Annotated in this window: 10 protein-coding genes; 4 read left to right on the forward strand and 6 right to left on the reverse strand. The window is 63.2% G+C overall.

Translation table 11 applies throughout. The features are described 5' to 3' along the window. Positions 1-42: 42 nt before the first annotated feature. Positions 43-4,314 carry a DNA-directed RNA polymerase subunit beta' gene (rpoC, locus tag LZ538_RS01855; RefSeq protein WP_249830301.1) on the forward strand — a complete coding sequence of 1,424 codons (4,272 nt, stop codon included), beginning with the start codon at positions 43-45 and terminating at the stop codon, positions 4,312-4,314. A gap of 305 nt (positions 4,315-4,619) precedes the next feature. On the opposite strand, the gene LZ538_RS01865 is transcribed toward rpoC, so the two are convergent. Then, positions 4,620-4,760 (reverse strand): entericidin EcnA/B family protein, encoded by a 141-nt coding sequence (locus LZ538_RS01865; protein WP_249830303.1) that lies wholly within the window; start codon positions 4,758-4,760, stop codon positions 4,620-4,622. 102 nt (positions 4,761-4,862) lie between these two features. Further along, a complete protein-coding gene (locus LZ538_RS01870; protein ID WP_249830304.1) occupies positions 4,863-5,657 on the reverse strand; it encodes a thymidylate synthase in 795 nt (264 codons plus the stop codon). Positions 5,658-5,774: 117 nt separating this feature from the next. Here LZ538_RS01870 and LZ538_RS01875 point away from each other — a divergent pair, with 117 nt between their 5' ends. After that, complete coding sequence (locus LZ538_RS01875) at positions 5,775-6,179, forward strand: JAB domain-containing protein (RefSeq protein WP_249830305.1); 405 nt, start codon at positions 5,775-5,777, stop codon at positions 6,177-6,179. 51 nt (positions 6,180-6,230) lie between these two features. Beyond that, positions 6,231-7,199: a magnesium and cobalt transport protein CorA gene (locus LZ538_RS01880; RefSeq protein ID WP_249830306.1), complete on the forward strand. Its 969-nt coding sequence runs from the start codon at positions 6,231-6,233 to the stop codon at positions 7,197-7,199. Here the strand turns inward: LZ538_RS01880 and LZ538_RS01885 are convergent. The 4 genes from LZ538_RS01885 to LZ538_RS01900 are packed head-to-tail and all read right to left on the reverse strand — an operon-like array spanning position 7,196 to position 12,635. Further along, positions 7,196-7,894, reverse strand: coding sequence for a class I SAM-dependent methyltransferase (locus LZ538_RS01885; protein ID WP_249830307.1), 699 nt, complete (start codon positions 7,892-7,894; stop codon positions 7,196-7,198). The two genes, LZ538_RS01880 and LZ538_RS01885, sit on opposite strands and share 4 nt — an antisense overlap. After that, positions 7,884-9,011, reverse strand: a complete 1,128-nt coding sequence (prfB, locus tag LZ538_RS01890) for a peptide chain release factor 2 (RefSeq protein ID WP_249830308.1) — start codon at positions 9,009-9,011, stop codon at positions 7,884-7,886. The genes LZ538_RS01885 and prfB overlap by 11 nt, the downstream gene beginning before the upstream one ends. Before the next feature lie 40 nt (positions 9,012-9,051). Further along, entirely contained in the window at positions 9,052-11,661 is a 2,610-nt protein-coding gene (locus tag LZ538_RS01895) for a penicillin-binding protein 1A (protein WP_249830309.1), read from the reverse strand. 41 nt (positions 11,662-11,702) lie between these two features. Continuing rightward, positions 11,703-12,635 carry an N-acetylmuramoyl-L-alanine amidase family protein gene (locus tag LZ538_RS01900; RefSeq protein WP_249830310.1) on the reverse strand — a complete coding sequence of 311 codons (933 nt, stop codon included), beginning with the start codon at positions 12,633-12,635 and terminating at the stop codon, positions 11,703-11,705. A gap of 371 nt (positions 12,636-13,006) precedes the next feature. On the opposite strand from LZ538_RS01900, the gene LZ538_RS01905 reads away from it, so the two are divergent. Continuing rightward, entirely contained in the window at positions 13,007-15,445 is a 2,439-nt protein-coding gene (locus tag LZ538_RS01905; protein ID WP_249830311.1) for an Rne/Rng family ribonuclease, read from the forward strand. The last annotated feature ends 30 nt before the right edge of the window (positions 15,446-15,475 follow it).

Consider the following 15,475-nt stretch of genomic DNA (forward strand, 5'->3'; position numbering starts at 1 on the left):
TCAGGCCCCTCCCGTCCGCGGGAGGGGTCAGGAGCCTAAAGAATGAACGAACTGACCCCCTTCGCCAATCCGATCGCCAAGCCGGAGACCTTCGACGAGATCCGCATCGGCATCGCGTCGCCGGACAAGATCCGCAGCTGGTCGTTCGGCGAGATCAAGAAGCCGGAAACGATCAACTACCGGACGTTCAAGCCCGAGCGTGACGGCTTGTTCTGTGCGCGCATCTTCGGCCCGATCAAGGACTATGAGTGCTTGTGCGGCAAGTACAAGCGCATGAAGTACAAGGGCATCGTTTGCGAAAAGTGCGGCGTCGAGGTGACCGTGTCCAAGGTTCGCCGCGAGCGCATGGGCCATATCGAGCTTGCCGCCCCGGTTGCGCACATCTGGTTCCTGAAGTCGCTGCCGAGCCGCATCGGCCTCCTCCTCGACATGCAGCTCAAGCAGCTGGAGCGTATCCTCTATTTCGAGAGCTACGTGGTGATCGAGCCGGGCCTGACCGCGCTCGAGAAGTACCAGCTCCTGACCGAAGATGAGCTTCTGTCCGCGCAGGATGAATATGGCGAAGACGCCTTCTCCGCCGGCATCGGCGCTGAAGCGGTCAAGACCATGCTCATGGACCTCGACCTCGCGGGTGAGAAGGAAACGCTGCTCAAGGAGCTCGCGGAGACGAAGTCGGAGCTGAAGCCGAAGAAGATCATCAAGCGGCTGAAGGTCGTCGAAAGCTTCCTCGAGTCTGGCAATCGACCTGAGTGGATGATCATGGAAGTCATTCCGGTCATTCCGCCGGAACTCCGTCCGCTGGTGCCGCTGGATGGCGGCCGCTTCGCTACGTCGGACCTCAACGACCTTTATCGCCGCGTCATCAACCGTAACAATCGCTTGAAGCGGCTGATGGAGCTGCGTGCCCCGGACATCATCGTCCGCAACGAAAAGCGAATGCTGCAGGAAGCAGTCGACGCATTGTTCGACAATGGCCGCCGCGGCCGCACGATCACCGGCGCCAACAAGCGTCCGCTGAAGTCCCTGTCCGACATGCTCAAGGGTAAGCAGGGCCGATTCCGCCAGAACCTGCTCGGCAAGCGCGTCGACTATTCAGGCCGTTCGGTCATCGTGACCGGTCCGGAGCTCAAGCTGCACCAGTGCGGCCTGCCGAAGAAGATGGCTTTGGAGCTCTTCAAGCCGTTCATCTACTCCCGCCTCGACGCCAAGGGCCTCTCAATGACCCTCAAGCAGGCGAAGAAGTGGGTCGAAAAAGAGCGCAAGGAAGTCTGGGACATCCTCGATGAGGTAATCCGCGAGCACCCCGTTCTTCTGAACCGCGCACCGACGCTTCACCGCCTCGGCATCCAGGCGTTCGAGCCGGTCCTGATCGAGGGCAAGGCGATCCAGCTTCACCCGCTGGTCTGCGCCGCCTTCAACGCCGACTTCGACGGCGACCAGATGGCCGTGCACGTTCCGCTGAGTCTTGAGGCACAGCTGGAAGCCCGCGTGCTGATGATGTCGACCAACAACATCCTCTCGCCCGCCAACGGCAAGCCGATCATCGTCCCTTCGCAGGACATGGTCCTCGGCCTCTATTATCTCTCGCTCGAGAAGGAGGGAGAGCCGGGCGAAGGCATGCTGCTATCCGACATGGCCGAGGTGCACCAGGCGATCGCCGCAGGCGCCGTGACGCTTCACTCGAAGATTGTCAGCCGTGTCCCGCAGACCGACGAGCAGGGCAACACCTACATGAAGCGGTTCGAGACGACCGCTGGCCGCATGCTGCTCGGCGAGACGCTTCCGAAGAGCCACAAGGTCCCCTTCGAGACCGTCAACAAGGTGCTGACCAAGAAGGAGATCGGCGACGTCATCGACATCGTCTATCGCCACACTGGCCAGAAGGAGACCGTGCTGTTCGCCGACGCGATCATGCAGCTCGGCTTCCGCCACGCTTTTGCGGCCGGCATTTCGTTCGGCAAGGACGACATGGTCATCCCCGCCGCCAAGGAGAAGCTGGTCGACGAGACGCGCGCGCTCGTGAAGGACTACGAGCAGCAATATCAGGACGGCCTGATCACCCAGCAGGAAAAGTACAACAAGGTGATCGACGCCTGGTCGCGTTGCGGCGATCAGGTTGCAAGCGCCATGATGAAGGAAATCTCGGCGACCCCCAAACTGGCCAACGGTCGCCAGGCAGACCTGAACTCCATTTACATGATGGCCCACTCCGGCGCTCGTGGCTCGCAGGCCCAGATCAAGCAGCTCGCGGGCATGCGCGGCCTCATGGCCAAGCCCTCAGGCGAGATCATCGAAACGCCGATCATCTCGAACTTCAAGGAAGGCCTGACCGTCCTTGAATACTTCAACTCGACCCACGGCGCCCGCAAGGGACTTGCCGACACCGCGCTCAAGACGGCGAACTCGGGTTACCTGACCCGCCGTCTCGTCGACGTGTCGCAGGATGCCGTGATCATCGAAGAAGATTGCGGCACCGACCGCGCTCTTGAGATGCGTGCCATCGTTCAGGGTGGCGCGACGATCGCGTCGCTGGCCGAGCGCGTGCTCGGACGCACGACTGCCGAAGACATCATCGATCCTAAGACGAGCGAAGTGGTCATTGCCGAAGGCGCTCTGCTCGACGAGGCGATGGTCGCAAAGCTTGAGGAGATCGGCGTCCAGGGCGTCAAGATCCGCTCGCCTCTGGTCTGCGCCTCGAAGCAGGGCGTGTGCGGCAAGTGCTACGGCCGCGACCTTGCGCGGGGTACGCCGGTGAACATCGGAGAAGCGGTCGGAGTTATCGCTGCCCAGTCGATCGGTGAGCCGGGCACGCAGTTGACGATGCGGACCTTCCACATCGGCGGCGCGGCGCAGCTCAACGAGCAGTCGAACCTTGAGGCGCCGGTGGACGGCACCATCGAGTTTCGCGACATGCCGACGATTGTCGACCCGCGCGGTCGCCACCTGTCGCTGTCGCGCTCGGGCGAGATTGCGATCGTCGACATGGACGGCCGCGAGCTCTCGACGCACCGCGTCCCATACGGCGCCCATTTGCTGTGTGAGAGTGGCCACATCGTGAGCCGTGGCGATCGCATCGCCGAGTGGGACCCGTCGTTCAGCCCGGTGATCACCGAGAAGGCCGGTACCGTGAAATACCAGGACCTGATCGAGAACCGGACGATGACGGAGCAGCTCGACGAGTCGACCGGAATCACGCAGCGCGTCGTCACTGACGATACGGCCAAGTCGAAGAAGGAAAGCCTGCATCCGCGGCTGACCCTGACCGGCAAGGCCGCAAAGGAGGCGGGCGTTTATCGTCTCGCGGCCGGAGCGATCGTCGCTGTGGAAGATGGCCAGACGGTCGAAGCCGGCGAGGTGCTCGCCCGTATGCCCCGCGAAGCGGCGCGTACGCGTGACATCACCGGCGGTCTTCCCCGCGTCGCCGAGCTCTTTGAAGCACGCAAGCCGAAGGAAAACGCGATCATCGCGAAAGTCTCCGGCAAGGTGACCTTCATGCGCGACTACAAGGCGAAGCGTAAGATCGCGATCGTGCCGGACGACGGTTCGGAGCCGGTCGAGTATCTCGTGCCGAAGTCGAAGATCATCGACGTCCAGGAAGGCGATTATGTGAAGCGCGGCGACAACCTCGTCGGCGGTTCGCCCGATCCGCATGACATCCTGGAAGTGCTCGGGATCGAGGCCCTGGCCGAGTATCTCGTGAGCGAGATCCAGGAAGTCTATCGACTGCAGGGCGTGAAGATCAACGACAAGCACATCGAGGTGATCGTTCGCCAGATGCTGCAGAAGGTTGAGATCACGGACGGCGGCGACACGACGTTGCTGCCGGGCGAGCAGGTCGACCGCGAGGAGATGGACGACATCAACTCGAAGCTGGAGAAGAAGCAGAAGCGCGCCGAAGGCAAGCCGGTTCTCCTCGGCATCACCAAGGCGTCGCTCCAGACCCGCAGCTTCATCTCTGCGGCATCGTTCCAGGAGACGACGCGCGTGCTGACCGAGGCTGCCGTGCAGGGCAAGACGGACACGCTCATGGGTCTCAAGGAGAACGTGATCGTGGGTCGCCTGATCCCCGCCGGAACCGGTGCAGGCATGAACCGCCTGCGGGTCGCTGCGTCATCGCGGGACACGGCGCTTCGCGCTGCACACCGCCGGATGCAGGAGGCGCTGATTGCTCCGGATTCTGCGGAAGAGCTGCGCGCGGCCGAAAATGCACGTTCGCCGCGGGATAACACCGGAACGGGCGACGATCCTCTCGCCGCAGTCGTTCCGAGCGGTCACGGCACCGATGCCGACGCCGGCGATTATCTGCAAGACTAACTAAACCCTTCTAGCGAGGGCAAAATAAAGACCCCGTCGGAGCGATCCGGCGGGGTCTTTTTTACCGCTGTCGAGCGGTCAAACGCGTTACTTGCAGTGGCCTGTGTTCATCGTGTTCTCGGTACAGTTCGCAACCGAGTTCACATCAGCGGCGGCCCCGCGGACGGTGTTGCAAGCGGCGATTCCGAGAGCTCCGCCGATGAGAACAACCGTCATTATCTTCCGAACCATTGATCGCTCCTCCATTAAGCATCCGGAACAATCATGGCGTTACGAACAGCAGTTTGTCTACTGGCTGAACGACTTCAGCACTTGCCGCCGTTGATCGTGTTCTCGGTGCAATTCGCGACCGAATTGACGTCCGCCGCAGCCCCGTGAACGGTGTTGCAGGCCGCAATCGCCAAGGTGGCGCAGATCAAGGCAACGCTGGCAACTTTCTGAAGCATGTGAGCCTCCTCTTTCTTATCAACGGCAGGTCTAACGCGGCGAACGGCATTGCGCTCCATTCCGGAAGCGCAATCGTCTTGTCGGTTATCGGCGAATTGCCGTCAGACGGCGACGGGCGCCGAAATGTGCGGGTGCGGTTCGTAATTCTCGAAGACGAAGTCTTCAGGCTCGTAGTCGAACAGGCCTTGGCCACGATCCTTGATCACGAGCTGGGGCAGCGGTCGCGGATCGCGCGATAGCTGAAGGCGGGCCTGCTCCAGGTGGTTCGAGTACAGGTGGACGTCGCCTCCGGTCCACACGAAAGTCCCCGGCTGCAGCCCCGCCTCTCGAGCCAGCATGTGCGTAAGCAACGCATAGCTGGCGATGTTGAACGGGACGCCAAGGAAGAAATCTGCGCTGCGCTGGTAGAGCTGAAGGTTCAGCCTGCCGGCGGCAACTTGCGTCTGGAACAGGCAATGGCAGGGCGCCAGCGCCATCCGCTGTATTTCCCCCGGATTCCAGGCGGTGACGATCTGTCGCCGCGAATAGGGGTCGCGACGAATGAGATCCACGAGATTGGCGATCTGGTCGACATGCCGCCCATCGGCCGTTTCCCAGTTGCGCCATTGCTTCCCGTAGACAGGGCCGAGGTCGCCCTCCTCGTTTGCCCATTCGTCCCAGATGCTGACGTTGCGATCCTTCAGCCAGCGGATGTTCGTGTCGCCCCGCAGGAACCATAGAAGCTCGACTATGATCGAGCGCAGGTGCAGCTTCTTGGTGGTGAGCAACGGAAAGCCATCCGCCAGGTCGAATCGCATCTGCCCCCCGAAGAGCGACAAGGTGCCGGTTCCGGTACGGTCCTGCTGCTCGACGCCCTCGTCGAGGATTTGCTGCATCAAGGCGAGATATTGGCGCATGGCTCTACCCTAACGAAGACGGCGGCCTCGTCCAACGGCTGTCGATACATCCATAACGGAGTCCAGTTCCGACTTGGTTGAACTGGCCATCACGGCACTCACTCTTAAGCTGGCACGATGCGTTACCAGCGTGCCGAACCGCCGCTCAAGCTCGATGGCCTGAGCGTTGCGCAATCCTTCTTCGCGGCTTGCTTTTCAGACGCCGACCCCTCGCGGGAACGGCTGATCGTCGCTCATCTCGACGACGAGGCGCGCTGCCTCCACCTGTCCCAGCACCAAGGAGACGAAACCGGTACGTCGTTCCCGCTTCGCGAGATCGTGGTCGATGCGGCGATTCATGGCAGCGCTGGAATCGTGCTCGCCCACAATCATCCGAGCGGAGATGCGACGCCCGGCGATTCGGATTGCCGCGCTACCCGCCGCCTCGCGGCGGCCGTTCAAGCGCTCGACTGTGCCGTGATTGACCACCTCATATTCGCCGGTGGCGACTGCACGAGCTTGAGGAGCATGGGGCTGCTCTAGGATCGCATTGGGCAGCTAGTGCCACCGCACTCCGTGGAGTAGTGGGCCGCCATGGCTGTTGTTGCCGCATATCTGTATCGCGACGGGCACCGTGTGAGGTCGATCAAGATCGACGAGCCGGTCAGTTGCCGGGAGGTGAAAAGCGAGTTCGTCTGGATCGGGATCGCCGATCCCACACAGGACGAGATGCGCTCGCTCGCCAATTGCTACGATCTCCACCCACTGGCAGTCGAAGACGCGATCAAGGCGGATCAGTTGCCGAAGATCGACGTTTACGGCGACCAATTGTTCGTGGTGGCCCGCACGGCGCGCCTGGAAGGCGATCATATCGATTATGGTGAGACAGCGATCTTTGTCGGGCACAGCCACATTATCAGTGTCCGCCATGGATCTACCCGAGCGCATACGGCGCTGCGCGAACAGCTGGAAAAGGCGCCCAGGCTGCTCATGCACGGGGTCGATTACCTGCTTCACGCGATCCTCGACTATATCGTCGACGGATATCTGCCTCTCATCGAGGACCTCGAGGAAGAGGTTCTGGAGATGGAGACCAAGGCCATCGACAGCTTTCTGGGCCGCGATGAGGTCAGTCGCATTTTCACCGTCCGCCGCGAGCTCATCCGCTTCCAGCGCATCCTCGGTCCGATGGGGGAAGTGGCGAGCAAGCTCGCCCGGCAGGAGCTGCCCTGCGTAGACCCGGAAGCGCGAATCTACTTTCGCGATGTTTCGGACCACATCCGACGGGTCCAGGCTCGCGTAGACGGACTTCGGGACGTCCTTGCCGGCGTTTTCGAGTTCAGCTCGCTACTCGAGCAACAGCGGCAGGGCACGATCACTCGGCAGCTTGCCGCCTGGGCGGCGATTCTCGCGGTTCCGACGGCGATCGCGGGCATCTACGGCATGAACTTCCACAACATGCCGGAGCTGAGCACCCAATATGGCTATTACGTCGTTGTCGGGGTCATCGTCATGATCTGCCTGCTGCTCTACGCACGTTTCAGGCGGACGGGCTGGCTTTAGCTTCGTTCGGATCGGCAAGGTTTGATTTTGGAGGGTTCCGGCTTCGGCCCGGCCGACCGAAACGCCATCAGATAAGCGTCGCTGCTCGGCAGTTCCTCGAAGTGGGCCGACTGGAGCGCTAGCGCGGCGAGTTCGCAGCGAAGCTGCTGCGGTGGGATGCCATGACGATCCGTGGCTCGATTGGAATCGACCACGATCACCAGACCGCCCGGCTTCAGGGCATCTCGCAAGTGCCACAGGAACGCGTAGGGCGATTGCACCTCGTGGTACATGTGGACGAGGAAGACTCGATCGAACGACTGCTGCGGGAGCATCGGATTGTCGGGGCTCCCGAGCTTCACCGCGACGTTGTCGAGCTGTTCTCGCTGGACCCGCTGACTCAGCGAATCCCGGACCGCCGGCATGATGTCCTCCGCGAGGACCCGTCCCTTCGGCCCGACCGTGCGGGCCAGCCGAACCGTGTAATAGCCTTCGCCGGCGCCGACGTCGGCTACGGACATTCCGGGCTTCACGCCGGCAAGTTGTATGACCTGTTCGGCCTCGCCGACGCGGTCGCGAGCATCTTCCGTTGAGAATGCGTCGCCGACAATCGGAGAGACCTTGCGTTCCGCCTTCGGGAATTGCGGCTGGGACGGCTCCGCGCGGCACGCGGCCAGCCCAAGGATTAGCGCCGCCGCTGCGCGCCTATTCCACATCCTCGACCTCGACGGTCTCTCCGGTCACGCGTTGGGACAGGGCCGCGGCCATGAACCGGTCGAGGTCGCCATCCAGCACATCCGTCGGCGACGTCGAAGTCACTCCTGTGCGCAGGTCCTTCACCAACTGGTATGGTTGCAGCACATAGGATCGTATCTGGTGGCCCCACCCGATATCGGTCTTGGCGGCATTGGCAGCGTTCGCCTCGGCCTCCCGTTTTTGCAGCTCCGCTTCGTACAGGCGCGCCTTCAGCTGCTTCATCGCCGAGGCGCGGTTCTTGTGCTGCGACCGCTCGTTCTGGCAGGCGACGACGATCCCAGTGGGAATGTGCGTGATCCGGACTGCGCTGTCCGTCGTATTGACGTGCTGACCTCCCGCGCCGGATGCCCTGTAGGTGTCGATCCGAAGGTCCTTGTCCTCGACCTGGATGTCGATATCCTCGTCGACTTCCGGATAGACCCACACGCTCGAGAAGCTGGTGTGGCGCCGAGCGTTGGCATCATACGGGCTGATCCGTACCAGCCGGTGGACCCCGCTCTCCGTCTTCAAGTTGCCGTAGGCATTCTCGCCTTTGACGAGGATCGTTGCCGACTTGATGCCCGCCTGCTCGCCTGAATGATGGTCGATCATCTCGACTTTGTAGCGGTGGCGCTCGCCCCAGCGCGTGTACATGCGGAGCAGCATCTCCGCCCAGTCCTGGCTTTCGGTGCCCCCTGCCCCGGCGTTCACCTCGATATAGGCGCTGTTCGCGTCGGCTTCCCCGGCCAGGAGGGCCGCCACCTTGTCGCGCTCCGCGCGGTCGGCGAGATCGGCGAGGCTGCGGATACCGTCCTCGACGAGGGCGTCGTCCCCTTCTGTCTCGGCAAGCTCGATCAGCTCGGCGGTATCGGCCAGTTCCCTCTCGATCGCGCGCGTCGCTCCGATCGCCTCGTCCAGGCGGCGCCGTTCGCGCATGACGTCCTGCGCCGCCTTCGGATCGTTCCAAAGGCTAGGGTCCTCGACCTTCGCATTCAGCTCATCCAGTCGCTTCATGGCGCGATCCCAATCGAGAAAGCGGCGGAGAAGCGCCGTGGCGGCATTGATCTGATCGATATGGGCCTGCGCTTCGGCGCGCATGTCGCTGAACCTTCGTAAATCCTATCGGGCAACAGCCCTATTATTGCGTATTCGTCGTTGGCAAGACGCTGGGCTGCGGCTGGGGTGCGACTTGCCTCGGCCGCTGCGCCGCGGCCGCTCTCTGCTGCTGCCGCAACTGCTGCAGCCGTTGCAGCTGCTGCAGCTGTTGCTGCCTTGGGTCGACATCCTCTTCGCCATAGGGGTTGCCCGACCGCCGATACGAGCGCCGCGGTTCGGTCTGCGGCTGGAACGCCTCCCAGATCACCGAGGATTTCGGGTCTTCCTTGGTCGGGAACACGCCGTAGACGCGCTTGCCGCTCGCCCTGTCGATTCGAACCCAGCGAATGCCGGCGGGCGCAACGAACGGCACCTTTGGCTGGTCCTTGAGTGCGGTCTGCGCCCATTGCTTGAAGATCGGCGCCGCGATGCGGCCGCCCTGCGCGGCATGACCCATCGGCCGCGGCTGATCGTAGCCCATGTACACTCCACCGACGATGTCAGGGGTGCCGCCGACGAACCACACGTTGGTCGGTCCTGACGTCGTTCCCGTCTTGCCGAATAGCGGCCGGTCGAGGTCACGCAGCACGGTCGCGGTGCCGCGCTCGATCACGCCGGTCATGATGTGGACCATCTGGAAGGCGGCCATCGGGTCGAGCAATTGACGCGTTCGGCTGGGGGGGCGCGGCATCGTCTTGCCGTCCCAATCCGCCGCATTGCAATTTTCCATCAGAGCGCAGCGATTGTCGGTTCGGAAGATCACCTTGCCGTTCCGGTCCTGCACATAATCGATCGTGGTGGGACGCACCGACCGGCCCTGGTTGGCCAGGATCGCATAAGCGTTGACGAGCCGCTGAACGGTCGTTTCGCCCGCGCCCAGCGCGATAGACAGATAGTTCGGGAAGTCGCCGACGCCGAGCTTCTTCGCATTGGCGATGACCTTCGGCATGCCGGTCTCAGACGCGGCCCGAACCGTCATCAGGTTACGGGACTGCTCGACGCCCCAGCGCATCGTATGCGGCCCCGCATAACGGCGGTCGAAGTTCACGAAGCACTTATTGCCGAGCCCCGCGCCCTGATAGACGCAGAAAGGCGCGTCCACGATGATCGACGCAGGCGTCATTCCGTTCTCAAGCGCCGTCACATAAACGATGGGCTTGAACGCCGAACCCGGCTGGCGAAGCGCCTGCGTGGCGCGGTTGTAGGCCGACCCGACGACATCGAAGCCGCCCTGCATCGCCAGGACGCGGCCCGTGTGCACTTCTTCTGCGACAAATCCACCGCCGATCTTCGGCACCGAGCGCAGCGCATAGGCGCCTGGGCTCTCTTGCTTGACGATGATGATCATGCCCGGACGCAGATAATCGAACGCAACGCCGCCCACGCCCCGCTTAGGCATGGCGGCTGCCGACCGAGCTAGCGTTCCGGACGATCCGTTGGTGAATCCGATCCGGGCTTCTCCTGCGTTCTTGGAGAGCACGACTGCCTTGCGCCAGTCTGTGAAACCGACGCCGATCGGCGCCCGGTCGAGCGCACCCGCCCAATCGCCGGAGAGATCGACGCTCTTTTCGGTGTCGATCCAGCCGCGCCCCGCGCCGTCGAACTTCGCAAGTCCTTCTCGGAGGGCTTCGGCGGCCGCGTCCTGCATCATTGGGTTCATCGACGTGCGAACCCACAATCCGCCGGCGTAGACGCTGTTTGGCCCATTGTCGGCATTCTCGCCGAACTGCTTCATCAGGCTGCGGCGAACATCTTCCATGAAATAGCCGCCCTGCTGGCGGAACTTCTCGTTGCTGCCGTAGCGGATCGTGCCGAGCGGCATCGTGGCCGCCTCGCGCCATTGCTCCTCGCTGATGTAGCCGTTGCGATACATCTCCCGCAGCACGTAGTTGCGGCGATCGAGCGCCTTCTGCGTCGCTCTGACCGGGTCGTAATTGGCTGGAGCCTTGGGGAGGACTGCGAGATAAGCGGCTTCCGGCAGCGTAAGCTCGTTGATGTCCTTGTCGAAATAAGCGCGCGCGGCCGACTGGACGCCGTAGGCATTGCGGCCAAGGAAGATAGAGTTGAGGTAGATTTCCAGGATCTGCTGCTTGCTCAGGGTCGATTCGAGCCTGAACGCCAGGATCGCCTCGCGGATTTTCCGGCCGATATTGTAGCTGCTGTCCTTGAGCAGATATTTAGCGACCTGCTGCGTGATCGTGGAGCCGCCTTTCGCGCGTCCACCGCCCGTCACGCTCTTGGTCGTGAAGTCGGCGACCGCTCCGATCAGCCCCGCATAATCGATGCCGCCGTGACGGAAGAAGGTCTTGTCCTCGGCCGAGATGAACGCATTGACGACCAAGGGCGGGAATTCGTCATAGGCGAGCTCGACGCGTCGCTCGCGCGCGAAAGTCTGTACCAGGTCTCCGTCATAGCCGCGCACGTTGGTCGGAAGCGGAGGCTCATAGGCCAGGAGTTTTTCCGAAGATGGAAGGCCGCTAGCGAAATACAGCCACACTCCGGAGAAAAAAACGAACAGGCCGAGCGCGGTCCAGGTGCCGCGACGGACCCATTTGCGCTGCCACCAAGGCTCGATTCGATCCCGGACCCTCTCATTGAAGGCGACGAGGTCAGGTAGCTGCCATTGAGGAACGGTGAGGCGTTCGAACTTCATTCCGCGCGGCTCTAGCCCTTTCGGCGAGTGGCTGGAAGCAGTTAACGGCGTGAACGTGTTGCGACGTCCGCCTCAACGGCCTGGGCCAGGGCGAGGACCATCGCACTGCGATGCTCTGGCGAGCGCAAAAGAGCCTCGTCGTCGACGTTGCTGATATAGCCTGCCTCGAACAGCACGGCAGGCGTGTCCGCGCGGCGCAGCACGTGAAATGCCGCGAACCGATGAGGATCGGGTCGTAGTTCGAACCGCCCTGCGGACTTCCTGAGCAGCCGCATCGAGAAATCAGCCGAGGCGTTCATCTCCGATCGCATCGCAAGGTCCGCCAGCATCGATGCAACCGGGGACGCATCCTGGGCAGTCGCTACGGCGTCGCCGTTCTGGGCGGCCGCGAGGCGCGCTGCCTCCCCGTCGGACGCCACGTCAGAAAGGGAATAAACGGTTGCCCCACGCGCGAGAGGGTTGGGCGCGCTGTCGGTGTGGAGAGAGATAAACAGGCTTGCGCCGAGCCTCCGCGCCACCGCGGCGCGGTCTTCGAGTGTCAGGTAACGGTCATCGTCGCGCGTAAGGGCGACACGCACCCGGCCCCGCTCGACCAGGATATCGCGAAGCTCCCGCGCAAGCGCGAGCGTCAGCTCTTTCTCCCGCACCTCGCCCGAAACGCTCGTGGCCCCCGGGTCGCGTCCTCCATGGCCAGCATCGATGACGATGATGGGGCGCCCTGCAGCGGAGGGGGCGCCGTAAATGCGGTCGTTGGTGGCAACCGGCATTCCAACGGTCAGGCTCGCCTGTCTCGCCTCGCCCAGCAGGGCGGGCCGGTCGTCCACCGCCGACGCGCCGCTCCTGCCGGCCGCGGTAAGACCGAATAGCGCCACGGCAGCGACGACCAAAGTCACGCCGGCGAGCAGTTTTTCGCGAGGAACGCGATCCTTCACCCAAATTCCGCCAAACCGTTGAGCCACAAGCCAAGTTATCATGCCTGATTGGTTAATGGTAAATTATCCACGATTTCCTATTTATGGAGTGGCGGTGCGGTTGCGACGGTTACGAGCCGGTGCTAACCGCTCTGTCGATCTCCAGCTTTTGCCTGGAGATATCCGCCGCCGCCGGTGCGAAAGGTGCGCGGCTTTCGAGGTTGACGCTTGCATGATGCCACAGAACGCCCTTTGTCCGCTCGAATGTGAAGCGGCGGTCGCGTTCCCTGTGCCGAGGCGCGGGATGGCACGTGCAGCAGACGCAACAATCATAAATCACCCCGCTCCATTGGGCCGCAGTACGGCCCGGGCGGCACTAATCATGGCGCGGCGCCGGCACGGCCGGCTGCATCTTCGCGCCCGGAGAATTTTCAATGTCCATGCGCATGCTGATCGACGCGCGCCACCCGGAGGAGACCCGGGTTGCGGTCGTGAAGGGAAACCGGATTGAGGAGTTCGACTTCGAATCCGCGGAGCACAAACAGCTCAAAGGGAATATCTATCTAGCCAAGGTTACCAGGGTGGAGCCGTCGCTCCAGGCGGCCTTCATCGATTATGGCGGCAACCGCCACGGCTTCCTGGCCTTCAGCGAGATCCATCCGGATTATTATCAGATTCCCAAGGCGGATCGCGAGGCTTTGCTTCGCGAAGAGGCCGAGCACGCCGCCGAGGAAGAGCGGCTTCGCGCGGCCGAATATGAAGCCGCGGAAAGTGACGAAATCGACGACGACGAGGGCCCTGCGGACGCAGAGGTCACCGAGGCCGCCGCGACCGCCACGGCCTCCGAGGCGGGCACCGGTTCGAACCGCTCTCCAGTCGATGAATCCGCGGCGGATGAGCTCCGGCGCAAGCGCCAGGAGCTGCGCCGGCGCTACAAGATCCAGGATGTCATCCAGCGGCGTCAGGTCCTGCTCGTGCAGGTCGTCAAGGAAGAGCGCGGCAACAAGGGTGCGGCGCTCACCACCTATCTGAGCCTGGCGGGCCGCTATTGCGTGCTGATGCCGAATACCAGCCACGGCGGCGGCATTTCGCGCAAGATCTCCAACGGCGCCGACCGCAAGCGCCTGAAGTCGATCATGACGGACCTGAAGCTGCCATCGACCATGGGGCTGATCGTCCGCACCGCTGGCCTCCAGCGGACCAAGACCGAGATCAAGCGCGATTTTGACTATCTCGCGCGGCTTTGGGACGAGATCCGCGAGCGCACGCTTTCGAGCACCGCTCCTGCATTGATCTACCGCGACAGCGACCTCATCAAACGCGCCATCCGCGATCTCTACCACCGCGAGATCGAGCAGGTGATCGTCGAGGGCGAGGAGGGGTTCAAGGCTGCCCGCGGCTTCATGAAGCTGCTGATGCCGAGCCACGTTCGCCGCGTTCAGCTTCACAGCGAAAGCACGCCCCTGTTCCAGCGCCACGGCGTGGAAGACCAGCTCAGCGCGATGTACCAGCCGGTCGTCCAGCTGAAATCGGGCGGCTACCTGGTCATCAATCCGACCGAGGCGCTGGTCTCGATCGACATCAACTCCGGGCGGTCGACGCGCGAGCACAATATCGAGCAGACCGCGTTCAACACGAACATCGAAGCCGCCACCGAGATCGCGCGCCAGTTGCGCCTGCGTGACATGGCCGGCCTCGTCGTCATCGACTTCATCGACATGGAACAGAACAGCCATGTCCGTAAGGTCGAGAAGGCGATGAAAGAGGCGCTCAAGAACGACCGCGCCCGCATCCAGGTCGGCCGAATTTCCAGTTTCGGCCTCATGGAGATGAGCCGCCAGCGGCTGCGCACCGGCGTGCTTGAAGCCTCGACCAAGCCATGCCCGCATTGCGAAGGCACGGGACTGATGCGGACGGCGGCATCGGCAGGCCTGTCCGCCCTGCGGATCATCGAAGATGAGGCAGCGCGCGGCCGCGGCGAAAAGGTGTTGCTCCGCGCCGGTCGCGAAGCAGCGGTCTACGTCCTCAACAAGAAGCGCTCCGAGCTTGCCGACATCGAGCTTCGCTACGGCGTCTCGATCGAGATCGCGATCGACGAGACGTTCGAAGGTGCCAAGATGGCCGTCGAAGCGTCCGGCCCAAGGCCGGTCGCGGCGGCCCCGCGCGCCGAAGCACCTGTCGTCGAAGAGGACGAGGACGAGGAGGAAACCCTCGAAATCTCGCTGGAGGAAGAAGAGGGCGAGGACATCGAGGCCTATGCCGAGGAGCCGGCCCGCGAAGAGCGCCAGGGTCGTCGTCGGCGCCGCCGCCGTCGCGGCGGGCGCGGCCGCGGCCGCCGTGAAGAAGCGGAAGGCGGCGCGGAGGAAGCGAAGCAATCCGAAGCATCCGAAGAGGCGCCGGCGCAATCTCAAGAACAAGTCGACGAGGAGCCGCAAGCCGAGCGCGAACAGGCCCCTCGGAAGCGTCGTCGTCGCGGCAAGCGAAGCGACGTGGAGGCGATCGAACCGGACAGCTCGCCGATGGTAGAGCGGCCGATCGACGAGGAACCGCCGATCGCCGAGACCCAGCCGGCCGAGGAGTCGAAGCCCAAGCGCCGGCGGTCGAAGAAGGTGGCCGCCGAAGAGACTCCGGTGTCGGTGCCTGAGCCGGCTCCAGCCGAAGCTCCTCCGGCCGAAACCGTCGACCAGGCAGCGCCTGCTACGGAGACACCGGCAAAGCGCGCCCGGAAGCCACGAGCCAAGAAGGTCGCTGACCAGGCCGCACCAGCAGAGGCCGCTCCGGCCGATGCGGTCGCCGTACCGGCAGCGAACAACGATACCGCGCTGGACGAGGGCGAGCCGCGTCGCGGCTGGTGGCAGCGCACCTTCGGGTAAGTAGGCAGCTTTTCATCGCGCGTTCAGGCG

Origin of the sequence: Sphingomonas hankyongi (assembly GCF_023516575.1) — a bacterium.
Lineage (GTDB): Bacteria > Pseudomonadota > Alphaproteobacteria > Sphingomonadales > Sphingomonadaceae > Sphingomicrobium > Sphingomicrobium hankyongi.